The organism is Marinomonas profundi, assembly GCF_020694005.1.
Classification (GTDB): domain Bacteria; phylum Pseudomonadota; class Gammaproteobacteria; order Pseudomonadales; family Marinomonadaceae; genus Marinomonas; species Marinomonas profundi.
In genome coordinates this window covers 2,297,515-2,321,712 of sequence record NZ_CP073013.1, presented here as the reverse complement: position 1 = coordinate 2,321,712, position 24,198 = coordinate 2,297,515, and the positions used below count along the sequence as shown (strand labels likewise).

The window sequence follows — 24,198 nt, the reverse complement described above, 5'->3', positions numbered from 1 at the left end:
TATGACAACAATAGCCTAATTGTCCCTATCATTTAGGAAATAGGCCAAAAAAAACCAGCAAAAACATCACTGAAAACAACCTCGCCATCTTAGCAAGCTAACGCCAGAATACAAAAAACCTCGAGCGCTCTAGCAAAGCAGTCGAGGTTTTTTTGTCTGTTGCTTTCAATAGCAGGAAATTATTTACCCGTAGCGCGAGAAACGTAATCGCCAGTACGAGTGTCAACGCGCAGCACTTCACCGATATTGATAAACAGTGGCACACGAACCATGGCGCCTGTCACCAAGAAAGCAGGTTTAGAACCACCGTTAGCCGTATCGCCTTTCACGCCAGGGTCAGTTTCTTTTACTTCAAGCTCAATAAAGTTAGGCGCAGCAACCGCCAATGGCGCACCGTTGTATAGGGTGACCACGTATTTTTCTTGCTCTTTTAGCCACTTAATCGTGTCGCCTACGGCAGTTTCATCGGCGGCATGTTGTTCAAAAGAACCATCCACCGCCATGAAATGCCAGAACTCGCCGTCGGTGTACAAGTACTCCATATCGGTGTCCATTACGTCTGCTGTTTCTAACGTATCACCTGATTTAAAAGTACGTTCCCACACGCGGCCAGTTTTTAAATTACGCAGCTTGATGCGGTTAAAGGCTTGGCCTTTACCGGGTTTTACGTGTTCGTTGTCGATAATCGCACATGGATCGTTGTCGACCATTACTTTAGAACCGCTGCGCATTTCGCTGGTAGAAATATTAGCCATACATCCTCACCGTATATTTTTAGAGAAAAAGCGCTAACTGACGTATCATGTCAGCGAGAGCCACTGGCCGAGTAGACCAAAATAAAGTTGGCGCAATCATAACCCAAATGAAGACAATTTTGCAGATATTTGACGTGATACCGATTCAAACAACCCCTAATTTAAGCTGGTCGCAGCACCTATCACAGGCATTAACCTCCGTGCCAGAACTGATTGAGCACTTAGGCCTGCCAAAAAATCTTGCTCAGCAAGGCATAGAGGCGCACCAAAGTTTTAAACTCTTAGTGCCTCGGCCTTATTTGTCTCGCATGGAGTACGGCAATCCCAACGACCCCTTGCTGCTGCAAATCTTGCCCAGCGCCGCTGAAATGCAAAAAGTCGCCGGCTACACAAAAGACCCGTTAGAAGAAGCCGACCATAATCCGCAAAAAGCCATCGTGCATAAATACAAACGCCGTTTGTTGGTGATCACCACGGGCACCTGCGCGGTCAATTGCCGTTATTGTTTTCGTCGTCATTTTCCTTACGGCGACAATCAACTCGCCCAAGCGGAATGGCAGTCAGTAACTGATTACTTACAAGATCATCCTGAAATTAACGAAGTGATTTTAAGCGGTGGCGATCCCTTGATGATGAAAGACGCCCTACTCGCTGATAAAGTACACAAGCTTGAGGCCTTGCCGCAGATAAAACGGCTGCGCATTCATTCACGTTTGCCGGTAGTGATCCCAGATCGCGTTTGCGATGACATGTTGAAATGGATCAACGCCAGCCGTTTGGACATCGTCATGGTGTGGCACATTAATCATGCCAATGAAGTGGACGAAGCACTGGCTCAGGCGGCCGATAAATTGAAAAAATCGGGCGTCACCTTGCTCAACCAAGGCGTATTATTAAAAGGCATAAACGACTCGGTAGAAGCGCAAGTCAATTTAAGCGAAGCCGTGTTTGACGCCGGTATTTTGCCTTATTACATGTTCACCTTAGACCCAGTCGAGGGCGCCGCGCACTTTGACATCAGCATTGAAAACGCCCAGCAGCTAATGGGTAAAGTAGCCGCAGAGTTGCCCGGCTATTTAGTACCAAGGCTCGCCAAGGAAATCCCCGGCAAGCCAGCAAAAAGCGTCTTCGCACCGATTTTTAACGAAAGAGACTAACAAGGTATTTTCTGTCTTTATCTACTGTCTTCATCTAAGCAGCGCTATCCGCCCCACTTTTACTTGCTGACGTCGAATGCTGACGTTTGGCGCCAACTGGTATAAGTCGCCATTTCGGCCGACCAACTGATCCGGCACATGGCTGAGTTTCGCCACGTCGGCGTTGGCGTCCAAATGTTTCGGCTCGCCATGAACCGGAATCGCCAATTGCGGCTGTACCCAAGTGTAAAGCTGTTTGAGCTCTTCGCGGCAAGGATGGCCGCTTACATGAATGGTTAAGTCGGTTTCATGGGCTTGTAAGGTGCGGATTTTTCGCCCCTTAAATTGCTCGGCTAATCGATCGATGGCCTGTTCATTGCCCGGAATGCGCATGGCACTAAAAATCACCAAGTCGTCCGCTTCAAGACTCAGGTCAAAGCAATTATCGGCGGCCAATCGGTTCAAGGTGGCCCGTGGCTCTCCTTGGCTTCCGGTGACCACCGCCAGCACTTCTTCCCGGGGTAAATAGCCAAGGTGTGTGGCGTCGATAATAGGCAAATCGTCCGGCCAATGGCCTGTCACTCGGGCAGCGCTGACCATGTTGGTCAGCGATCGTCCGATCAACGCAAGATAACGACCTGTTTCTTTGGCGACTCGCCCCAAAGCCACTAAACGGGCGACATTACTGCTGAAACAACCCACCACCACACGATTCTTTTCGGCACGAATGGTGGTTAATAAGCCCTGATAACAGTCGTTTTCGGACGGTGAAAAACCGTCTTTTAACGCATTGGTTGAATCACACACCATGGCGAGAATATTGTCTTTGGCTAACGCCTGAAAAGCCGTAGGAGAAAAAGCCTCGCCAAGCATAGGCTGTTTATCAATTTTCCAATCGCCAGTATGAAAAATCTTCCCCGCTGGCGTGTCAATCGTCATTGCATAAGGTTCGGGCACAGAATGAGTCAGCCCCAACCATTTGACATTAAACACGCCAATTTTTTTGGTTTCGTTTGCTTTCACTTCGATAATCGGCACTTGGTCGGTCAAGCCCACTTGCGCCAGCTTGCGACGCAGCACCTCGGCGGTAAACGCTGTGGTATAAACTGGACACTTAAAGCGTCGCCACAAAAAAGGCAAGGCACCCACATGGTCTTCATGGGCGTGAGTAATGACGATGCCCGCCAAACGCTCTTTTTGCTCAGTAATAAAGCGCGGATCGGCGCAGACAATTTCGGAAGTACGCAGGTCATCAGGTATGAGCGGTTCGTTGAAGGAAACACCACAATCGATCATCAGCCACTGGCCGTCATGACCATAAAGATTCATGTTCATACCGATTTCGCCCGTGCCCCCTAGAGGTAAAAACCATAGATCTTCTCGCGAAGGAATCAAAGATGAAATAACGCACTCCTTGTTAATGAATAAAATGAAAAACGTAAACTTTGTCCATGATACGCATTTTCCGCTAGAATCTCGCCTACCGACACCATGACCATCACACATCGGTTGACTCGTTTCGCCCGTTAATTTTTTACTGGACTATGACATTGAACACAACTTCTAAGTTTCAAACCCTGTTAGGCAAGGTGCTAACCTATTTTATCTTGCTGTCTTGCTTGGCAATATTAGGGCTGTATGCGGTGCAACGCTTTGGCGCGCAATACGCTGAGGAAAAAATCCAAGAGCAACTAGAGCGCTCAGGTTTAGCGTCTTTGGTACGCTACCAAAGCGTCTATTTTAATCCTTTCACCCTAACACCGTCACTTGAAGGTGTCAGCGTTGGTGCAGAAAACGCGCCTTGGTTAAGATTCGCGCGCATATCCTTTAATAGCTACATGATTAAACACCCAAATCTAGACATAGATTTTTGGATACAAGAAAGCCCCATTGATGGTCTATCAAGAGACACAGGGCGATTAATGCGCGCAGCAGGGATTGATACTTTGCTGGGTAAAGGCTCTTTTACCTCCCAAATTAAAAATGAGCATGTCTCCTCTGTGCTGAAAATAGACATAAAAGACCTTGGTAAAATCACCCTAGATTCTGCGATAACACGGCTGAACAATAGCGTCGACCTATCGGATCTACGCACCGACTTGCTGGCGTCTCTGGCACTAGGTCAGCCTGAAGCATTAGCAATTATTTATGGAGAAGGCATTGAGCTTCATTCTTTAACGGTAAAATACGAGGAGTTAGGCTTAATTCATCACCTATTCCCTCCATCTGACCTTCAGCCTAAAGTCATACAAGATCAGCTGATAACGTTGAGTTTAGCGAGCCAAGCACTCGGGTTAGCCCCTGCCGACTCGCCACAAGCCAAACAAATTGCCACGGCTGTACAAGCTTTTTTACAGGAGCCTAAGCAGTTAACACTGGCTATGTCACCTGCTTCGCCGATTAGCCTCAAAGCACTTACCTTACTGGCAAACGAAGGCACGCTTTATAAAAACAGCCAGATGACCCTACAAAGCAATTAGCCGCCGAGCTTAAAAGGGATTAAACATGGCCCGATAAGATTGATTCGATGTGACTCTGGCAATCCCTTTTACCATTCTAAAAATCGACCAAACCCAAACGGCAAACAAGACGATATAACCAATAAAAAATAAAGCCAACACCAGACCAATCAGCCCCCAGAAAATCCCCCACCAAAAAGTACTGATAATATTGACGTAATGATCTTCAAACTTGGTGCCACGGGCTTCCGCTACTTTTGCCATGGCCCAAATGGCACCAATCAACCAAAACACCCCCGTGAAAATGCCTAACAGCATAAAAACATAGGCAATCACCACATTGCTTTTGGCGTTTTCTTCCCTAGGTGTAAGTGTTCTAAACGGGTGATCTGGCTCAAATCCTGACATAGCGACATACCTCATTGTGTTGTGGTTGAATTAGCCGGACACTTCAATAAAGGATAATATCCAATTATTGAGGTGTAAAATGACTAAACGTACTAACAAACAATATCCAAACGATTTTAAGCAAGAAGCGGTGGCGCTGGTGATTGAGCAAGGTTACTCCGTTGTTGAGGCTGCCGCTTCACTGAATATCACTGACAAGCTACTTTATAACTGGGTAGCGAAGTTTAAACAACAAGATGAAGATTCAGAGTTGTCGAAGGATGAGCGGGCTGAACTCGTTCAGCTCAGAAAAGACAATAAGCGCTTGCTGATGGAGCGCGAAATATTAAAAAAGGCTTCAGCGTTTTTCGCAAAAGAAATGAAATAAAATATTCATTTCTCAAAAGTTTAGGTAAGCAGTACCCAGTTGCCATATCGTGTAAAGTGATGCGCGTTAGCAAATCTGCATACTATGCTTGGCGAAAACGTCCCGCGATAATTATCAGTGCACAAACACTGAATTTACATCGTAGGGCGAAGGCGCTTTTTGAAGATAGTCGAGGCAGTCTGGGTAGCCGAGAGCTTGCGAAAAAGCTTCGCAAAGAAGACTTTGATGTTAGCCGGCATCGTGTCATTGGCTTGATGAAACGATTGGGGTTAGTCGTTAAGCAGCGTATCGCTTACAAAGTCACCACAAAGCGCAAAGACAGTGATGCTGTAGCGGATAATTTATTGAACATGAATTTTAACCCGTTAGGCCCAAACCAGGTGTGGGCTGGGGATGTGTCATATTTAAAAACAGGCGAAGGCTGGCTATACCTTGCTATTGTAATGGATTTATTTGGTCGTCGCATAGTGGGTTGGCACACGTCAAAACGTATGACGACAGACTTAATTGAGCATGCATTTTTAAAAGCACATCGCTTACGACAGCCGCCAAAGGGCTTAGTGTTTCATAGCGACAGAGGCTCGCAATACACGAGTAAACACTTTAGAAGCCTATTAAAACGGCTTGATTGCCGCTCTAGCATGGGTGACGTCGGTGCGTGTTGGGATAATGCCGTGGTTGAAAGGTTCTTCGGCAGTTTAAAACATGATTGGTTGTTCAAGGTAGCACAACCAACAAGAGAGCATATGAAGCAAGATGTTGCGGCGTATGTGAAATATTACAATCTGGAGCGATTACATTCGTCGAATGGCGACCAATCACCCATTGAGTATGAAAACTCCTTTAGGAAAGTGTCCGGTTGGACTTGACCAGAACACTTTGTTCACTCCAAAACAAAGATTTTTATCTTGCCCATTCTTCGTATAGCATGACCTGCTATCAAGCAGTTAACGGCCATCCTATTTAGTTTAGTGAAACTACAACTAATACTTGTATAAAACCTACTGGATCTAATTCGATTCATACAAGCTCAATCAAAAAACCTACCATCATTGGTCTAGTAAATTAAAATGACAATTAATACTTGTATCAAAAGCAAAACAAGAATAGGGTAATAAACAGACAGAGGGCAACGGATTTGCCTACGCCTCCAGGACGGAGGCTCTGTCACTTTTTAGGATGATTCCGTGGCTGCAGGGATGCAGCGAAAAACCTTTCAAGCACGTTCACTTTGTATATCTCTCACTGTTGCCTTAATCAGGTGCAAGCTTTTACCGTGGTCTTGGTGTTGGATTTCCGCCTTCAAGGGTGTCGCTAAACGGCTTCTGTCGATCTTGTAGGTCGCGATTTACCCTGAAAAAATAACATGCCGACAAATTACGCCTTGTCGGGCTAAAGCCACGACCTACAAAAAACCAATATAATCAACCTACTATAGGCTAACGCCTGATAACGGTCGTGCCTCCCTCATCAGGCCTACAAAAGCGCAAAAGCTCGTCTTGGTGTTGGATTCGCGCTGACGCGTTGAGCCCGCGAAACAGGCGCAAGCAAATCAAATACCAAGACAAGTGTGTTTCTGATTTTTCTACAGACGAAAAAAAGCCCTGACAGGATAACCTATCAGGGCTTTCTAAATTAAAGCTTGACGACGACCTACTCTCACATGGGATCTCCCACACTACCATCGGCGATGGCGCTTTTCACTTCTGAGTTCGGGATGGGATCAGGTGGTTCAACGCCTCTATGATCGTCAAGCAATTCTGTTGCGTTCGTTCTGGCTGGACTTTTCGTCTCACCAAAACACGCGAAGACGTGCTTGGATCTTTAACAATTCTGTTTTGAAATAACAATAATCAAGTATTAAACCGATGCTCATCATGACTGATGCGTTATCGTAATCTGTGTCTCTATGTGTTTACTGTTCGACTTTCGTCTAGTCAGCAAAACCACTTTGGTGTTATATGGTCAAGCCTCACGAGCAATTAGTATTGGTTAGCTCAATGCCTCACAGCACTTACACACCCAACCTATCAACGTCCTAGTCTCGAACGGCTCTTTAGGGGACTTAGGTCCCAGTGAGATCTTATCTTAAGGGAGGCTTCCCGCTTAGATGCTTTCAGCGGTTATCCCGTCCGAACATAGCTACCCGGCAATGCCACTGGCGTGACAACCGGAACACCAGAGGTTCGTCCACTCCGGTCCTCTCGTACTAGGAGCAGCTCCTCTCAAATCTCAAACGTCCACGGCAGATAGGGACCGAACTGTCTCACGACGTTCTAAACCCAGCTCGCGTACCACTTTAAATGGCGAACAGCCATACCCTTGGGACCGGCTTCAGCCCCAGGATGTGATGAGCCGACATCGAGGTGCCAAACACCGCCGTCGATGTGAACTCTTGGGCGGTATCAGCCTGTTATCCCCGGAGTACCTTTTATCCGTTGAGCGATGGCCCTTCCATACAGAACCACCGGATCACTAAGACCTACTTTCGTACCTGCTCGACGTGTCTGTCTCGCAGTTAAGCGTGCTTTTGCCTTTACACTCTATGCATGATTTCCGACCATGCTGAGCACACCTTCGTGCTCCTCCGTTACTCTTTGGGAGGAGACCGCCCCAGTCAAACTACCCACCACACAGTGTCCTCGATCCGGATAACGGACCTGAGTTAGAACCTCAAACATACCAGGGTGGTATTTCAAGAGTGGCTCCACGGTAACTGGCGTCACCGCTTCAAAGCCTCCCACCTATCCTACACAAGTAGGTTCAAAGTTCACTGTGAAGCTATAGTAAAGGTTCACGGGGTCTTTCCGTCTAGCCGCGGATACACAGCATCTTCACTGCGATTTCAATTTCACTGAGTCTCGGGTGGAGACAGTGTGGCCATCGTTACGCCATTCGTGCAGGTCGGAACTTACCCGACAAGGAATTTCGCTACCTTAGGACCGTTATAGTTACGGCCGCCGTTTACTTGGGCTTCGATCAAGAGCTTCGCTTGCGCTAACCCCATCAATTAACCTTCAAGCACCGGGCAGGCGTCACACCCTATACGTCCACTTTCGTGTTTGCAGAGTGCTGTGTTTTTAATAAACAGTCGCAGCCACCTGGTATCTTCGACCGACTGGTGCTTACGGGGCAAGCCCTTCACACTGGCCGGCGTACCTTCTCCCGAAGTTACGGTACCATTTTGCCTAGTTCCTTCACCCGAGTTCTCTCAAGCGCCTTGGTATTCTCTACCTGACCACCTGTGTCGGTTTGGGGTACGGTCAATGTATATCTGACGCTTAGAAGTTTTTCCTGGAAGCATGGCATCAACCACTTCGCCCAAAAGAGGGCTCGTCATCAGTTCTCGACATCCTCTCTTAAAGAGTGACCCGGATTTGCCTAAGTCACTTGCCTACCGCCTTAAACACAGACAACCATCGCTGTGCTGGCCTAGCCTTCTCCGTCTCTCCATCGCAATATACATCGGTACAGGAATATTAACCTGTTTTCCATCGACTACGCATTTCTGCCTCGCCTTAGGGGCCGACTCACCCTGCCCTGATTAACATGGGACAGGAAACCTTGGTCTTCCGGCGGGGGAGTTTTTCACTCCCCTTATCGTTACTCATGTCAACATTCGCACTTCTGATACCTCCAGCCTGCCTTACAGCTTGACCTTCAACGGCTTACAGAACGCTCCTCTACCATGCCTAGTAAACTAAGCATCCGTAGCTTCGGTGGCCAGTTTGAGCCCCGTTATATCTTCCGCGCAGGCCGACTCGACTAGTGAGCTATTACGCTTTCTTTAAAGGATGGCTGCTTCTAAGCCAACCTCCTAGCTGTCTAAGCCTTCCCACATCGTTTCCCACTTAACTGGCACTTGGGGACCTTAGCTGACGGTCTGGGTTGTTTCCCTTTCCACGACGGACGTTAGCACCCGCCGTGTGTCTCCCGTAATTGCACTCATTGGTATTCGGAGTTTGCATGGGGTTGGTAAGTCGGGATGACCCCCTAGCCCAAACAGTGCTCTACCCCCAATGGTGAGATACGAGGCGCTACCTAAATAGCTTTCGAGGAGAACCAGCTATCTCCGAGCTTGATTAGCCTTTCACTCCTATCCACAAGTCATCCCCAGCCTTTTCAACGGATGTGGGTTCGGTCCTCCAGTTGATGTTACTCAACCTTCAACCTGCTCATGGATAGATCGCCCGGTTTCGGGTCTATTCCCAGCAACTAAACGCCCTATTAAGACTCGGTTTCCCTACGGCTCCACTAATCGCTTAACCTTGCTACTGAAAATAAGTCGTTGACCCATTATACAAAAGGTACGCAGTCACGGAACAAGTCCGCTCCCACTGCTTGTACGTACACGGTTTCAGGATCTATTTCACTCCCCTCACAGGGGTTCTTTTCGCCTTTCCCTCACGGTACTGGTTCACTATCGGTCAGTCAGGAGTATTTAGCCTTGGAGGATGGTCCCCCCATATTCAGACAGGATAACACGTGTCCCGTCCTACTCGTTTTCATCATTAAGGTGTTTTCGTATACGGGGCTATCACCCTCTATCGCGGCACTTTCCAGAGCCTTCTACTAACACCAAAATCACTTAAGGGCTAATCCCCTTTCGCTCGCCGCTACTTAGGGAATCTCGGTTGATTTCTTTTCCTCCGGGTACTTAGATGTTTCAGTTCCCCGGGTTCGCCTCCTCACAGCTATGTATTCACTGTGGGATACTCTACAAGTAGAGTGGGTTTCCCCATTCGGACATGTTCGGATCACAGCCTGTTTATCGACTCCCCGAACCTTTTCGCAGATTACCACGTCCTTCATCGCCTCTGACTGCCAAGGCATCCACCGTGCACGCTTGGTCACTTGACCATATAACCCAAAGTAGTTTTTACGATTCAATAAAAAGCCATAAATGACTCAGTATAAAAAGTAGAAACAACCATCAGATCACATACCAAAGAGCTTTTGTGTCTCTCTGGATTTACGATAATAGAAGTCACTAAGCTGTTATCCTTAAAGAATAAGAGCAAGTGAACTTCCACCGGTTTAACACTTGATTTATCGTTATTTCAAAATTCGAATTGTTAAAGAGCAAGTTTAGTGCAAAGCACTAAGTCAGAGACTAAAAATCATCCAACACAATTAAATGTAAGATGTTTAGCGTCTTGCTTAGGACTCTCTTCTAATCTTTTACACAGAATGATTGATCATTTATAAATGGTGGAGCTATGCGGGATCGAACCGCAGACCTCCTGCGTGCAAAGCAGGCGCTCTCCCAGCTGAGCTATAGCCCCATTATTTATTTGATCGTATTTGGTTAATCGAAGAAGATATCTCCAACCAATTACCAGGATGTCAAGAACAAGGCTTTTAAGGTCGACGTTTAGCCTGCTAAACGAGATCTTAAATAACGCTGTTATTTATATACTGGTGGGTCTGGGCCGATTTGAACGGCCGACCTCACCCTTATCAGGGGTGCGCTCTAACCAACTGAGCTACAGACCCAAATACTTTCTGTGCTTCTCATAAATTAGACATCAGATAATTTGTGTGAACGCTCACCAGAGCCTTCTATCGTTTAAGGAGGTGATCCAGCCCCAGGTTCCCCTAGGGCTACCTTGTTACGACTTCACCCCAGTCATTGACCACTCCGTGGTAAGCGTCCCCCTTGCGGTTAGACTACCTACTTCTGGAGCAATCAACTCCCATGGTGTGACGGGCGGTGTGTACAAGGCCCGGGAACGTATTCACCGTGACATTCTGATTCACGATTACTAGCGATTCCGACTTCATGGAGTCGAGTTGCAGACTCCAATCCGGACTACGACGTACTTTCTGGGATTCGCTCACTATCGCTAGCTCGCTGCCCTCTGTATACGCCATTGTAGCACGTGTGTAGCCCTACTCGTAAGGGCCATGATGACTTGACGTCGTCCCCACCTTCCTCCGGTTTGTCACCGGCAGTCTCCTTAAAGTTCCCACCCGAAGTGCTGGCAAATAAGGATAAGGGTTGCGCTCGTTACGGGACTTAACCCAACATTTCACAACACGAGCTGACGACAGCCATGCAGCACCTGTCTCACAGTTCCCGAAGGCACCATCTGATCTCTCAAATGTTCTGTGGATGTCAAGAGTAGGTAAGGTTCTTCGCGTTGCGTCGAATTAAACCACATGCTCCACCGCTTGTGCGGGCCCCCGTCAATTCATTTGAGTTTTAACCTTGCGGCCGTACTCCCCAGGCGGTCTACTTATTGCGTTAGCTGCGCCACTAAGTCATTACAACCCAACGGCTAGTAGACATCGTTTACGGCGTGGACTACCAGGGTATCTAATCCTGTTTGCTCCCCACGCTTTCGCACCTCAGTGTCAGTATTAGTCCAGGGTGTCGCCTTCGCCACTGATGTTCCTTCCTATATCTACGCATTTCACCGCTACACAGGAAATTCCACACCCCTCTACCATACTCTAGCTAGCCAGTATCGGGTGCCATTCCAAGGTTGAGCCCTGGGATTTCACATCCGACTTAACAAACCACCTACGCGCGCTTTACGCCCAGTAATTCCGATTAACGCTTGCACCCTCTGTATTACCGCGGCTGCTGGCACAGAGTTAGCCGGTGCTTCTTCTGGGGCTAACGTCAAAACATTTGGATATTAGCCAAACGCCCTTCCTCACCCCTGAAAGTGCTTTACAACCCTAAGGCCTTCTTCACACACGCGGCATGGCTGGATCAGGCTTGCGCCCATTGTCCAATATTCCCCACTGCTGCCTCCCGTAGGAGTCTGGGCCGTGTCTCAGTCCCAGTGTGACTGGCCATCCTCTCAGACCAGTTAAAGATCGTCGCCTTGGTAGGCCTTTACCCTACCAACTAGCTAATCTTACGCAGGCTCATCTAATAGCGGAAGGTCACAAGTGATCCCCTCCTTTCCCCCTCAGGGTGTATGCGGTATTAGCATGCGTTTCCACATGTTGTCCCCCTCTACTAGGCAGATTCCTACGCGTTACTCACCCGTCCGCCGCTCGTCAGCAGGAGCAAGCTCCCCTGTTACCGCTCGACTTGCATGTGTTAAGCCTGCCGCCAGCGTTCAATCTGAGCCATGATCAAACTCTTCAGTTAAAAAAGCTTGCTTACTCAAATCTATTACACTAACTATAACTTAATCGACTCACTGCTTCGAAAAACAACAAGCCAACATAAAGCGAATTACTGTATAAACACTCGTAAGACTTCAATTTTTTTGATCAACTACATCTCGGCAAAACCGGTCTGCGATGATCTTCTGAAGCCTCCAGCGAGCGCCCACACAAATTATCTGATTATCTATTTTAAAGAGCGGGCTGACTTGAATTCTTTACCAGATCTTAATCTGATTAAGTTGAACTTGGTCTTCGTTGCTCTGAAGCCTTGTCCGTGTCAGCGAGGGCGTATATTAAGGATCTACAGATTTTGTGCAACCCTTTTTTGAAGAAATTTTAAATTAATTTAAATACCGCCAAATAAACAAAAAGACACCGAAGTGTCTTTGTTTATTCAGTCGCCATCAACTCATAAGCTACAACACGAACAGGTGGTGTTTTTTCTTACCCAATTTAATCAGGAAGTATTTTCCGAAGTAGCCATTTGCCGCTGTAAATATGTCTGCGGCCGCCATATTATCTTCCAGTCCTTTCGCCACGCCGTTTACGAAAACAGAGTTACGCTGTAGGGCGTCCTTAACTTGCTTACCACTGGCTGCCAGTCCTGCATCCGCCATTAGGCTAGTTAATGGGGTTTCAGCCAAATTCACATCGCTCAAAGAACTACTTGGCAAACCATCTAGCTGGATCTGTTCTAAATCTTGTTCACTGAGTTGGTCTGCCTCGCCACTAAACAAAGCATTGGTAATACGTTCAGCGGCCTGCAGCCCCTCTTCACCATGCACCAACTTAGTTGCTTCACGAGCAAGAATAGACTGAGCTTGTGGCTTGCCACCGCTTTCTTGGTCGGCTTTTTCAATAGCAGCCACTTCTTCGAGATCAAGAAAAGTGAAGAATCTTAAAAATTTATAGACATCAGCATCAGCCGTATTCATCCAAAATTGATAAAAAGCGTATTGGCTGGTTTTTGCAGGGTCCAGCCAAACAGCGCCAGATTCAGTTTTACCAAATTTTGTCCCATCAGATTTTGTAACCAAGGGAACCGTCAAACCAAACGTCTGAGCTTGATTTTGGCGACGCGATAAATCGATACCACCAACAATATTACCCCACTGATCACTGCCGCCCACCTGTAGCGTACAATCATAAACACGATTCAATTCTGCAAAGTCCATCCCTTGCAATAGAGCATAAGAGAACTCTGTAAATGAAATGCCAGCGCCTTCTCTATTAAGGCGCTGCTGGACAGATTCCTTGTTGATCATAGCGTTAATAGAAAAATGCTTGCCGATATCGCGTAAAAAATCCAGGACATTCATTTCACCTGCCCAATCAAGATTATTTACTACTCGCGCAGGATTTGACACACCATCGAACTTTATAAACTGACTGACTTGCCCTTTAATTTTTTCCGCCCAACTAGCAACAACCTCGGAGGTATTTAATTGACGCTCAGACGCTTTAAAACTTGGATCACCAATAAGGCCAGTTGCACCGCCAACCAATGCAATTGGATTATGCCCTGCATTTTGAAAGCGCTTTAGCACCAAAAGAGGGACAAGGTGCCCCAAATGTAGGCTGTCTGCGGTTGGATCAAAACCACAATAAAGAGTACGACTTCCATCATCGAGATGTTTTTTTAGCTCATCTTCAGCCGTCATCTGAGCGATGAGTCCACGAGCTTGCAAGTCATTTAAAAGGTCTTCACTGCTTACTGTCATTATATTGATCCATATCCTAGTGAGTTTATCTTAATTTAAGCATTCAATTATAAAAGTAATGTTGGTAGGATTATAAGGCATTTACAAAGATTTTTCGGGTACATATTTTGATTAAATCACTACCAACTAAACACTTACTTCTCATCGCTGCAGTGAGCATTCTTCTCGCCATAGTGCTTATCGCCGTTCCTGAAGAAAAATCAACCAACAATACGATATCTGTTGAAGCAAGCTTCGAGGTAATAGACCAGTCTAAACTGGTGTTCCAAGACCTAAAAAAACCAATACCTAACAGCAAGGTAGCTTCATCCACGTCTTTACCCCTTAACGAAACAAATTATATCTATGAAATCCCCACACCAGACACCCTAGTGAAAAAAAACAGCCCTCCAACCTTCAAAACACAATCTGTTGAAGTGAAAGCGGGTGACTCTTTATCAAAAGTTCTATCGAGTGAAGGCGTGACGGCGCAAGATATTTACAAGGTCTCTTTAGCCGATAAAACGCAGAAAACACTGTTGCAAATGAGGCCAGGGCAAACACTTAACTTCACAACCAACGAAACATCCAGTGAACTCACGCAATTAACACTCACACTGAATCGCTTAGACAGCGTTACCTTTGAGCGCAACGGAGACAAGTTCGATAGAAAAGAAGCATCAAGAACACCAGAAATCACCCAAACTTACAAAGAAGCAGAAATAAACAACTCCTTGTTTGTTGACGGGTTAAAATCCGGTATCGACCAACCCTTACTCATTGAGCTTGCTAATATTTTTGGCTGGGATATCGACTTCGCACTAGATATACGCAAGGGCGATAGCCTTAGCGTTTTGTATGAGGAAAAGTTCCTTGATGGCGAAAAAATCGGCCATGGCAACATCATTGCCACCCAATTCATCAACAATGGCAGAACATTTCAAGCCATCCGATACGAAACAAAAAAAGGGGCAAACTACTACACCCCTGACGGCTTAGCCATGAGAAAAGCCTTTATACGAACCCCTGTGGACTTCACCCGTATATCGTCTAAATTTAACCCCAATAGACTACACCCGGTATTCAAAACCACTAGACCACATAGGGGCGTTGATTATGCAGCAGCAAGTGGCACACCAGTTAAAGCCGCTGGCGATGGCAAAATATCTTTTGCTGGCAAGCAAAATGGTTATGGTAATGTGGTGATTATCGATCACGGAAAAGGCTATCAAACCCTTTATGCTCATCTAAGAGGGTTTGCAAGGGGCACAAAACGCGGCGCCAGAGTACAACAGGGAAAAATCATCGCCTATGTAGGCCAGACTGGCTGGGCTACTGGCCCACATCTACATTATGAATTCAGAATAAACGGCACCCATAAAAACCCTGTCACCGTCAAACTGCCTAATGATGATCCTATGCCCAAAAGTGACTTAAAAAACTTTCTCCCTTATGCACAAGAGGTTGTAACCACATTAACAGAATCGCACTCTCCTTCCTTTGCTCAAAAGCTGGCATTACTGAAAAACTAGACCGTTAAAAACCAGACAGCGCGAGACTAGAACAAAAAAAGCAGCCGATTGGCTGCTTTTTTAATCACACAACATCACTTATATTGCTGAGCTTACAAACTCAACCAACTGCGACTTAGACACCGCACCGACTTTAGTAGCAACCACTTCACCGCCTTTGATGACAAGTAAAGTAGGGATACCGCGTACATTATACTTAGGCGCTGTTTCTTGGTTTTCATCGACGTTGAGCTTAACCACTTTCACTTTGCCAGCGAACTCAGCAGCAACATCTTCTAAAACAGGTGCAATCATTTTACATGGACCACACCAAGGTGCCCAAAAATCCACAATAACAGGGATATCTGAATTCAACACTTCTTCTGCAAATTGAGCATCAGTGATTTGAATTGTATTTTCACTCATAGATACATTCCTTAAAATTTATTAACCAATTAATGAAGTTAGTGTACCACTAAATGGTTGGGGTAAAAATGCGTTCTAATTAATTAACGCGATAGACAAACGCTATAACATCAAGGAGCGAATAACGGTGGGCAACTCGAGCAATGAATGCACTTCTGCATTGGATTGATTTCCCCAATCCTCTCCCCAGCGTTGCGCACCATGTCGGTTAAACCAGATGCTTTTCGCACCCGCATTAGTAGCGCCATACACATCATCAACCGGATGATCTCCAATATGTATAAGCTGAGACAAATCCACTCCAGCTGTTTTTGCAGCAGCAAGAAACACATCGACAGAAGGTTTAGCAACACCCGCTTGATCTGCCCGAATGGCAAAATCAAAATATTGCCCCAGCCCCACATAAGGATGGAACACATCAGCATTGCCGTTTGTTATAACAGCCAAGCTATAATCCTGGCTCAACGCCTCTAAAACATCGACAACATGCGGGTAAAGATCGACTTTTTGGCGCCACTCACAAAAATGCCCCAACGCCGCACTGGCTATAGCATCGGCTTCTTCAGATGGCAAACCAAACTGCCTCAAAGCCCGCTTATAAACCTCCAGTCGAAGAGCCGTAAGATTAGAGGATATTGCTGGATTTTTGGTCACAATGGCTTTTTTAAACGCCTCTTGAACGGATAAAGAATAACACCGAGAGAACCCAGGGAAACGGTCATCAAACCAAGATGCCATAGCGTATTCTGCACGCATAATGACAGGAGCCACATCCCACAATGTGTTATCTAAATCAAAAGTAACAAGCGTCTTCACGGCAACAGCCTCAACAAAATTGCACTCAATAAATCGGCAAGATATTGTAGAAACATCGTCCCTTTCTCTTTGCCAAAAGCAGATTGACTTTTGGCCCCCAATATAAGAACGCCGCATTTTCGAATGTCGCCGCCTTCTCGGGAAAGAAGAGGCAGCACAGCCACAGAACCAATGGCATCCGCATTCTCAGAAAAAATGAACCGCATTTCATTTGCGGGTAATTGGCCGCAAAAACATTCCGTAAATCCGGCGGCGTGAGATAAAAACAAATCGTCTTCCCGCAGCGTGTGGGTTCTTACCGCACTGTTTGGAAATTCGCCATATAAAATCAACGCGTGGTGAGAAACGTCAAAATCATCCCTCACCATATCATCAATAACAACAGCAAGATCATCCAACGAGCAGCAAGTCAAACCAGCCAAAACCAAACGCTGGCTTTTTTGCATGATCGCTTCATTTTCACGAGCCACCTCAACCAAGCGTTCAAATTGTCCGCGATAATCGGCGGTCGATTTACGCAATAAATCCACCTGATATTCTAGCAGCGAAATCACTTTGCCGTTCACCGGATGAGGAAGCGTCAGACTCTCCAACAAGTCGGCATGGCGAACAAAAAAATCCGCTGATGTTGATAAATACTGAACCACTTCCTCTTCGTTCATAATTCCTCTTACAGGTAGATTTGACCTTCAAATACTTTTTCAGCGGGCCCCGTCATAAGGATAGGCGAACCTTCGCCCTGCCATTCAATATGCAAATCACCGCCACGCAGGTGAGCCGTTACCTTAGGAGACAACCAACCTTGCTTAATACCCGCAACAACCGCCGCGCAAGCGCCGGTTCCACAGGCTTGGGTTTCACCGACGCCACGCTCATAAACGCGCAAGTTGATTTCATCAGGAGCAATAACCTGCATAAAGCCAACATTCACTTTTCTAGGGAAGCGCTCATGACATTCAATCAACGCACCAACCGTAGCGACCTCCTCATCCACCAGCTGATCAACCTTGATCACCGCATGAGGGTTGCCAACGGATACAGGGGTCATTAAGTACTCCGTGTTACCCACCATAATGGGATAAAGAGCAGCATCAGGCTCGGCAATAAAGGGCAAATCCTTAGGCTCAAAACTGGGCGCCCCCATATCCACCGTAACCAATCCACCGTCCAGCACACGTAATTGAATCGCACCACGCTTTGTTTCAACATTAATAATTCGTTTATGCGTTAACTCTCGATCTAAAACAAACTTTGCAAAGCAACGAGCACCATTGCCGCAATGCTCAACTTCGCTGCCGTCTGAATTATAAATACGATAACGAAAATCCATGTCAGGGTCAGTGGGTGGCTCAACCACTAACAGCTGGTCAAAACCAATCCCCCAGTTACGATCACTCAACCTCTCGATTTGCTGCTTATTAAAAAACACCTTACGAGAAACCGCATCGACAACAACGAAGTCATTTCCCAAACCATGCATCTTGGTAAATTTCAACAACACGATGAACTCCTCAGTCTGGTAAAACTTGCTCACCAGCTAACTGATGTTCAATCGTTTCACGAGCACGAATCAAATATGTCTTACTACCATCCACCATAACTTCAGCGGCACGATTACGGCTATTGTAGTTGGAAGACATAGTGAAGCCATACGCTCCTGCCGAACGAACTGCCAAAAGATCGCCTGCTTGAATATCTAATTCACGGTCCTTGCCTAAGAAATCGCCCGTTTCACAGATCGGGCCAACTAGATCATAATTGCGCTTACCCTCAGGAGTCGGCAACAAAGACACAGGGACAATATTCATCCAAGCGCTATACAAAGACGGACGAATAAGGTCATTCATCGCACCATCAATGATGGCAAAGTTTTTATGCGGGGTACATTTTAAAAACTCCACCTGAGTCAACAAAACGCCAGCATTAGCCGCAATAGAACGCCCAGGCTCAAAAGCAAGCTCAACATCTAGGCCTTTAACTTTCTCAAGCAATAACTTAGCGTAATCTGATGGCTCCGGCGGCACTTCATCACGATAACGAACACCCAAACCACCACCTAAATCAAGGTGTTTAATGCTAATGCCTTCTTCGGCCAACTCACCAACCAAACCGATCAGTCGATCAAAGGTATCTAAAAAGGGTTTTAACTCAGTCAGCTGTGAGCCAATATGGCAATCGACCCCCATCACATTTAAGTTAGGTAACGCATGGGCAATTTTATAGATGCGAACCGCGTCTTTAATATCGATACCAAACTTATTCTCTTTCAAACCGGTTGAAATATAAGGATGTGTTTTCGCATCAACATCAGGATTAACACGCAAGGACACAGGCGCGACTTTACCCATTTCGCCAGCAACTTGATCTAATCGATACAATTCAGCTTCAGACTCCACATTAAAACAGTGAATCCCCACCTCTAGTGCTCGGCGCATCTCAACCGCTTGCTTACCCAAACCGGAAAACATCACCTTGGAAGGGTCGCCACCCGCTCTTAAGACACGCTCTAACTCACCAATCGACACAATATCAAAACCGGAACCTAAGCGAGCTAATACATTTAAAATAGCGATGTTAGAGCAAGCTTTTACGGCGTAACAAATCAAGGTTGGGTGAGAGGAAAAAGCATCCGCGTAAGCTTTATAATGACGTTCAAGCGTCGCACGAGAATACACATAACAAGGCGTACCATATTGATTGGCAACCTCTGACAAAGCAACATCCTCTGCATGCAGAGTCTGATTAGAATAATTAAAAAAATCCAAAAGGGAATCCTCAGCTATTAAGACAATTCTTGTTGCGTTTCAGGTGCATCATTCGGCAAATAAAGTGACCCTTTATTTCCGCAAGCCGTAAGAAAAACAGCTAAAACACACACTAAAAGCAACTTAAACATCGTCTTATCTCTTCTATTTTTGATCGAGACAGTATACCTTGCAGCCAGTTCGTTTCCCAACCCTAGCAGCGCAATTACCCCGATATTCTTTACTTAGAACGCTTTACTTGAAATCGCCGTGATCTTGCGCTTGAATTTGCTATATTAACCACAAGCTATAACCAACACAGACATTAAATGGACTCAACCATCATCAGCCAGAATAAAAAATCGCCTTTGAGAAACCTAATGAAGCAAAAGGTTGCTCCATTGGCAGCGGCTCTTGTTTGCGCCCTATTGATACACGTCTTGATGCTTGAGCTATCCGACAGCCAACATTGGTTTGAGATAGACACACCAGCCTCTAACTTTGAACTGTTTTTACTGCCAAGCAACACAAACACACCAGCACCAGACGAGGCGACACAGCCTGTTCACCCCTTCACCCCAGCAGCAACAGAGCAAACAGCAGCCTCACCAGAAGCAGCGACATTACCAGAGGAAATGACATTACCAGAGACAACCACAGGAGAACTTGTCACTGCACCAGAAGCAGTTGAAAATTTATTTTCCAGTGATAACGCAAACACAGAAAATAGGCTGAACCACATGATTGACAGTGAAACGACATCCAGCCTTTTATCCCCAACCCTAGACACACAAAAGCCAGCATTGCTCGACCTTTCACAATTCTCCCTATCCGCTGATACTAAAGATGAAGCACTGACGGGAGTATTTTCTAAAGAGCTAAGAGACAAAATCAAAGACTCCAAACAAGCACAAAAAGAGTACTTAAATAGCTTAACGAAAGAAGTCGACTACCCCATAACTAAAGACGCAGACGGCACCCGTTACGTCAATATAAAAGGCGTTTGCTGGCGGCTCCCAAAAGAAGGCAGCAATGAAGGCTGGGCTATTGTCTTCGACGGCTGCGGGGTGAAATCAACGCTTTTTCACTTCGAGCTTAATATATCACCGAGTGTTTTCACCAATGAGCTTTTAGGCCCTGACTCCCCTTTCAACCTAGACCAACCAGCACAATAAACACCAGCTACCACAATAAACACCAACGGAAGCGGCTATCGAAAGATAAATCGCAACCTCAACTCAGCGCTCATTTTCATCAAGCAGTCATATAAATTGGCTAATATCTTGCTTAAACACTCATACCATTCAAAACATATGACTAGGATGAAATAACATGACCCTTACCAACCTTAAAGTAAGTCAGAAATTATGGTTATTAATTAGCATGTTGGTCGTTCTTCTGATTGTATTTGAGGGTATCGCTTATAGTAGCCTCTATAAGGAACAACTCGACAACCGAAAAACCCAAGTCAAAGAACAAGTAAGCAACGCCCATTCATTGCTCGTCTACTATGCAAAACAAGAATCCGCCCTAGGCGAAGAAGAAGCCAAAAAACAAGCATTAGCCGCCTTGTCCGCCTTACGCTTTGGTAAGAATGGTTATTTTTGGGTCAATGACATGGACACCAACTTAGTCATGCATCCATTAAAGCCTGAATTAAACGGCACAAACATGAAGAACGTGACCGATCCCAATGGCAAACATCAGTGGCAAGCCATGGTGAATGCGGTTAAAAAGCACAACGAGGGCTATGTTGAATATGCCTATTTAGGCCCTAACGTAACAACGCCTGAAGAAAAAGTATCTTATGTAAAAGGCTATCAACCTTGGGGCTGGCTTATTGGCAGCGGCGTTTTTTACAGTGATGTAAAGGCGGATTTTTGGTCGGCTTTCACACAGTCTGCTGTTATTGAATCTAGCTTAATCCTACTCGCCTTATTATTGAGCGTGATCACGGTGAGAAACATTACTCGCCCGTTAAAATTGGTGACCACCCACCTGCAACACATTGCAGAGGGCGATATGACCAAACAACTTAACTTAGCACGAGGTGATGAAATCGGTTTATTAGCCAATGCGGCCAACACCGTCTCAACATCGTTAAACACCACTTTAACCAGAGTGGCTCACGCCATTGTAGAGCTGCAAGCTGTGTGCATAACAATGCAGAATAATTCAACCCATACTCAACAAGATATGAATCAACAATTTCTAGAGGTTGAACAACTGTCTTCAGCGATGAATGAGATGTCCCAATCCATTAATGAAGTGGCACAACATGCTAAGGACACAGCAGACGTTTCCCTGTCAGTCCAGAATACCACCCAGAAAAGCAGTCATGACTTAAATGCAACCAACCGCAGCATTCAGGATTTGACCGAAAAAATGACCAGCGCAAACGAGGTTATTAACCAATTGCTGGCACAAACAAACGACATTGATTCTGTACTCGGCGTTATTGGCGCCATTTCAGAGCAAACCAATTTGTTGGCGCTAAACGCTGCCATTGAAGCCGCTCGCGCAGGCGAAACGGGACGCGGCTTTGCCGTCGTCGCCGATGAAGTTCGCACTCTTGCCAGCCGCACCCAAGGGTCGACCGTTGAAATCCGCACCATTATTGAAAAATTACAGGAACAATCAAAAACCGCGTCATCCTCCATGTCCGTCAGCACGCAACAAGCAGACCAAGGTGCAGAGAGCTTAGGCCTCGCCGTTGAAAACCTAAAAACCATCTTAGAACAAATTGATGATGTGTCTGGCCGTAGTATGCAAATTGCCTCCGCAGCAGAACAACAAAGCGCTGTGGCAGAAGAGATAAACCACAGTTTAATGGGCATCCGAACCGTATCGGAAAAAGTCTTAGAGGATTCTCGCCAAGTCTCTGAAGGCAGTAAAATAATCACTGACATGACAGACGCATTGGGTGAGCAAATCAAACAATTTCGTTTTGCTTAAGCAAGTTTTAAGTTCACGATAGCAGAATCAACAAAAGGTGCGCCGGTGCGCACCTTTTCTATTTTCTAGCAATCAATCGCTCAATGGTCTTGGGGTCAGATCAAGAAATAGTTAACCCTGATAAAGCTTAGAAAAACCAAGACCTAACAAGCAACAACTAGGGCTTAAGATTTCCACGATTCTATTTTTGATCTGACCCCAAACCTATGACCCCAAACCTAGACGTTGCAGGCCTAAAGGCCAACCTACAAAAACAAAAAAGCGAGCCGTGGCTCGCTTTTTTAGTTCCCACGCCATAAATCATTTAAGATTTAAGGTAAAGCGTGAGATGTTTATCTTGTCGCAAGATCTGCTTTAGCACGTTCAACGGCTTGCAGTACTTGCGCGGGTGCCGTTCCGCCAATGTGATTACGGGCGGCAACCGAGCCTTCAAGCGTTAATACGTCAAACACATCGGCTTCGATCATGCTACCAAAAGATTGCAGTTCTTCTAGGGTCATTTCAGACAAGTCTTTACCGGTTTTCACGCCGTAGCCAACGGCTTTACCGACCACTTCATGAGCATCACGAAAGGCAACACCATGACGAACCAAGTAATCAGCCAAATCCGTCGCCGTTGAAAAACCACGACGAGCGGCTTCGTACATGTGCTCTTTACGAGATTCAATAGCGGGGATCATGTCGGCAAAGGCACGCAAAGAACCTTTTAATGTATCCACGGTATCAAACAATGGCTCTTTGTCTTCCTGATTGTCTTTGTTGTACGCCAAGCATTGTGACTTCATTAGCGTTAACAAGCCCATCAAATGACCGTAAACACGACCGGTTTTGCCTCGAACCAATTCTGGCACATCAGGGTTTTTCTTCTGCGGCATAATGGAAGAACCGGTGCAGAAGCGATCTGGTAGATAAATAAAGTTAAACTGAGCCGACACCCACATCACCATTTCTTCTGCCCAACGAGACATGTGCATCATGATGATAGAAGCGGTTGCGGTGAATTCGATAGCAAAATCGCGATCACTGACAGAATCTAAAGAGTTGTATGTCGGACGCTCAAATCCTAGCAACTCTGCTGTCATATGACGATCAATGGGATAAGTGGTTCCAGCAAGCGCCGCGGCACCCAGCGGCAAAATATTAATGCGTTTACGGCAGTCAACTAGACGTTCGTAGTCACGCTGCATCATTTCGTACCACGCCATTAAATGATGACCAAAGGTCACCGGCTGTGCCGTTTGCAAATGCGTGAAGCCAGGCATAATGGTATCGGCTTCTTTTTCCGCCAAACTCAAAATACCCTGTTGTAGGCGCGTCACTTCTTCTAATAAAAAGTCCACTTCGTCACGCAAATAAAGACGAATATCGGTCGCCACTTGGTCATTACGAGAACGGCCAGTGTGGAGTTTTTTACCAGTAATGCCGATTTTTTGTGTCAAACGCGCTTCAATGTTCATGTGAACATCTTCTAATTCAATCGACCAGGCAAATTCACCACGAGCAATTTCATCCTCGATTTCGGTCAGACCCTGAATAATCTGATCTCGTTCTTCTGCGGTTAAAACACCAACGCTCGCGAGCATTTTGCCATGGGCAATTGACCCTTGAATATCCTGTTTTGCCATACGTTGATCAAACTCAACAGACGCCGTAAAACGCGCCACAAAAGCATCCACAGGTTCAGAAAAACGACCACCCCATTGCTGGTTAGTGGTTTTATTAGTATCAGTCATTCGGTTGGTTCCCACACAAATTCAAACAGCTGCCAAGAGTACATTAAGCGCCCCGACTTA

17 protein-coding genes, 2 tRNA genes and 3 rRNA genes are annotated in these 24,198 nt (G+C 46.1%); 6 read left to right on the top strand and 16 right to left on the bottom strand.

Features of this window, described 5'->3' with window-relative positions; all coding sequences use genetic code 11:
* Positions 1–179: 179 nt before the first annotated feature.
* Positions 180–755 carry an elongation factor P gene (gene efp / locus J8N69_RS10875; RefSeq protein ID WP_168827528.1) on the bottom strand — a complete coding sequence of 192 codons (576 nt, stop codon included), beginning with the start codon at positions 753–755 and terminating at the stop codon, positions 180–182.
* Between the two features lie 134 nt (positions 756–889).
* Between efp and epmB the strand changes: the two genes are divergently transcribed.
* Positions 890–1,912, top strand: coding sequence for an EF-P beta-lysylation protein EpmB (gene epmB / locus J8N69_RS10870; RefSeq protein ID WP_168827565.1), 1,023 nt, complete (start codon positions 890–892; stop codon positions 1,910–1,912).
* Between the two features lie 30 nt (positions 1,913–1,942).
* Here the strand turns inward: epmB and J8N69_RS10865 are convergent, their stop codons facing one another.
* The gene (locus J8N69_RS10865) at positions 1,943–3,226 is read right to left on the bottom strand and encodes a ribonuclease J (RefSeq protein WP_227803873.1); all 1,284 of its coding nucleotides are present in this window, start codon (positions 3,224–3,226) and stop codon (positions 1,943–1,945) included.
* Positions 3,227–3,441: 215 nt separating this feature from the next.
* Here J8N69_RS10865 and J8N69_RS10860 point away from each other — a divergent pair, with 215 nt between their 5' ends.
* A complete protein-coding gene (locus J8N69_RS10860) occupies positions 3,442–4,371 on the top strand; it encodes a hypothetical protein (protein ID WP_168827526.1) in 930 nt (309 codons plus the stop codon).
* A gap of 9 nt (positions 4,372–4,380) precedes the next feature.
* Here the strand turns inward: J8N69_RS10860 and J8N69_RS10855 are convergent, their stop codons facing one another.
* The gene (locus tag J8N69_RS10855; RefSeq protein ID WP_168827524.1) at positions 4,381–4,758 is read right to left on the bottom strand and encodes a DUF4870 family protein; all 378 of its coding nucleotides are present in this window, start codon (positions 4,756–4,758) and stop codon (positions 4,381–4,383) included.
* 79 nt (positions 4,759–4,837) lie between these two features.
* Here J8N69_RS10855 and J8N69_RS10850 point away from each other — a divergent pair.
* Positions 4,838–5,994 (top strand): IS3 family transposase gene (locus tag J8N69_RS10850; RefSeq protein WP_168827682.1). Its coding sequence is split into 2 segments (ribosomal slippage): positions 4,838–5,108 and positions 5,108–5,994, totalling 1,158 coding nucleotides; the frame shifts between segments, so codons are not numbered across the junction.
* 771 nt (positions 5,995–6,765) lie between these two features.
* Here J8N69_RS10850 and rrf read toward each other — a convergent pair.
* The 6 genes from rrf to tyrS all read right to left on the bottom strand — a co-directional run bounded on the left by rrf (position 6,766) and on the right by tyrS (position 13,974).
* A 5S ribosomal RNA gene (gene rrf / locus J8N69_RS10845) occupies positions 6,766–6,880 on the bottom strand.
* Between the two features lie 206 nt (positions 6,881–7,086).
* A 23S ribosomal RNA gene (locus tag J8N69_RS10840) occupies positions 7,087–9,985 on the bottom strand.
* Between the two features lie 349 nt (positions 9,986–10,334).
* Positions 10,335–10,410 (bottom strand) — tRNA-Ala (locus J8N69_RS10835).
* A 134-nt stretch (positions 10,411–10,544) separates the two neighbouring features.
* Positions 10,545–10,621: transfer RNA gene (locus tag J8N69_RS10830), tRNA-Ile, on the bottom strand.
* A gap of 74 nt (positions 10,622–10,695) precedes the next feature.
* Positions 10,696–12,233 (bottom strand): 16S ribosomal RNA (locus J8N69_RS10825).
* Together the 16S, 23S and 5S rRNA genes with 2 tRNA genes alongside form the textbook arrangement of a ribosomal RNA operon.
* Before the next feature lie 436 nt (positions 12,234–12,669).
* Positions 12,670–13,974 carry a tyrosine--tRNA ligase gene (tyrS, locus tag J8N69_RS10820; RefSeq protein WP_168827307.1) on the bottom strand — a complete coding sequence of 435 codons (1,305 nt, stop codon included), beginning with the start codon at positions 13,972–13,974 and terminating at the stop codon, positions 12,670–12,672.
* A 107-nt stretch (positions 13,975–14,081) separates the two neighbouring features.
* On the opposite strand from tyrS, the gene J8N69_RS10815 reads away from it, so the two are divergent.
* The gene (locus J8N69_RS10815) at positions 14,082–15,485 is read left to right on the top strand and encodes a peptidoglycan DD-metalloendopeptidase family protein (protein WP_168827309.1); all 1,404 of its coding nucleotides are present in this window, start codon (positions 14,082–14,084) and stop codon (positions 15,483–15,485) included.
* Positions 15,486–15,563: 78 nt separating this feature from the next.
* On the opposite strand, the gene trxA is transcribed toward J8N69_RS10815, so the two are convergent.
* The 6 genes from trxA to lptM form a co-directional block, all read right to left on the bottom strand.
* Positions 15,564–15,890 (bottom strand): thioredoxin TrxA, encoded by a 327-nt coding sequence (gene trxA, locus J8N69_RS10810; protein WP_168827311.1) that lies wholly within the window; start codon positions 15,888–15,890, stop codon positions 15,564–15,566.
* A 102-nt stretch (positions 15,891–15,992) separates the two neighbouring features.
* Positions 15,993–16,706, bottom strand: coding sequence for an HAD family hydrolase (locus J8N69_RS10805; protein WP_168827313.1), 714 nt, complete (start codon positions 16,704–16,706; stop codon positions 15,993–15,995).
* On the bottom strand, positions 16,703–17,368 hold the full coding sequence (locus tag J8N69_RS10800; protein WP_168827315.1) for a DUF484 family protein: 666 nt from the start codon (positions 17,366–17,368) through the stop codon (positions 16,703–16,705). The genes J8N69_RS10805 and J8N69_RS10800 overlap by 4 nt, the downstream gene beginning before the upstream one ends.
* 8 nt (positions 17,369–17,376) lie before the next feature.
* Complete coding sequence (dapF, locus tag J8N69_RS10795) at positions 17,377–18,207, bottom strand: diaminopimelate epimerase (RefSeq protein WP_168827317.1); 831 nt, start codon at positions 18,205–18,207, stop codon at positions 17,377–17,379.
* Between the two features lie 10 nt (positions 18,208–18,217).
* The gene (gene lysA / locus J8N69_RS10790) at positions 18,218–19,471 is read right to left on the bottom strand and encodes a diaminopimelate decarboxylase (protein WP_168827319.1); all 1,254 of its coding nucleotides are present in this window, start codon (positions 19,469–19,471) and stop codon (positions 18,218–18,220) included.
* A 17-nt stretch (positions 19,472–19,488) separates the two neighbouring features.
* Complete coding sequence (lptM, locus tag J8N69_RS17200) at positions 19,489–19,602, bottom strand: LPS translocon maturation chaperone LptM (RefSeq protein WP_168827321.1); 114 nt, start codon at positions 19,600–19,602, stop codon at positions 19,489–19,491.
* 228 nt (positions 19,603–19,830) lie between these two features.
* Between lptM and J8N69_RS10780 the strand changes: the two genes are divergently transcribed.
* Together J8N69_RS10780 and J8N69_RS10775 are read left to right on the top strand one after the other, a co-directional pair.
* Positions 19,831–20,625, top strand: coding sequence for a hypothetical protein (locus J8N69_RS10780; RefSeq protein WP_168827323.1), 795 nt, complete (start codon positions 19,831–19,833; stop codon positions 20,623–20,625).
* A gap of 157 nt (positions 20,626–20,782) precedes the next feature.
* Positions 20,783–22,405 carry a methyl-accepting chemotaxis protein gene (locus J8N69_RS10775; RefSeq protein ID WP_168827325.1) on the top strand — a complete coding sequence of 541 codons (1,623 nt, stop codon included), beginning with the start codon at positions 20,783–20,785 and terminating at the stop codon, positions 22,403–22,405.
* A 332-nt stretch (positions 22,406–22,737) separates the two neighbouring features.
* On the opposite strand, the gene argH is transcribed toward J8N69_RS10775, so the two are convergent.
* Entirely contained in the window at positions 22,738–24,138 is a 1,401-nt protein-coding gene (argH, locus tag J8N69_RS10770) for an argininosuccinate lyase (protein ID WP_168827327.1), read from the bottom strand.
* Between the last annotated feature and the right edge of the window lie 60 nt (positions 24,139–24,198).

Bases quoted from the DNA above. Each gene is read 5' to 3' on its own strand.
- efp (WP_168827528.1), bottom strand. From the start codon at position 755: ATGGCTAATATTTCTACCAGCGAAATGCGCAGCGGTTCTAAAGTAATG.
- J8N69_RS10865 (WP_227803873.1), bottom strand. From the start codon at position 3,226: ATGAACATGAATCTTTATGGTCATGACGGCCAGTGGCTGATGATCGAT.
- J8N69_RS10855 (WP_168827524.1), bottom strand. From the start codon at position 4,758: ATGTCAGGATTTGAGCCAGATCACCCGTTTAGAACACTTACACCTAGG.
- tyrS (WP_168827307.1), bottom strand. From the start codon at position 13,974: ATGACAGTAAGCAGTGAAGACCTTTTAAATGACTTGCAAGCTCGTGGA.
- trxA (WP_168827311.1), bottom strand. From the start codon at position 15,890: ATGAGTGAAAATACAATTCAAATCACTGATGCTCAATTTGCAGAAGAA.
- J8N69_RS10800 (WP_168827315.1), bottom strand. From the start codon at position 17,368: ATGAACGAAGAGGAAGTGGTTCAGTATTTATCAACATCAGCGGATTTT.
- lptM (WP_168827321.1), bottom strand. From the start codon at position 19,602: ATGTTTAAGTTGCTTTTAGTGTGTGTTTTAGCTGTTTTTCTTACGGCT.
- J8N69_RS10780 (WP_168827323.1), top strand. From the start codon at position 19,831: ATGAAGCAAAAGGTTGCTCCATTGGCAGCGGCTCTTGTTTGCGCCCTA.
- J8N69_RS10775 (WP_168827325.1), top strand. From the start codon at position 20,783: ATGACCCTTACCAACCTTAAAGTAAGTCAGAAATTATGGTTATTAATT.
- argH (WP_168827327.1), bottom strand. From the start codon at position 24,138: ATGACTGATACTAATAAAACCACTAACCAGCAATGGGGTGGTCGTTTT.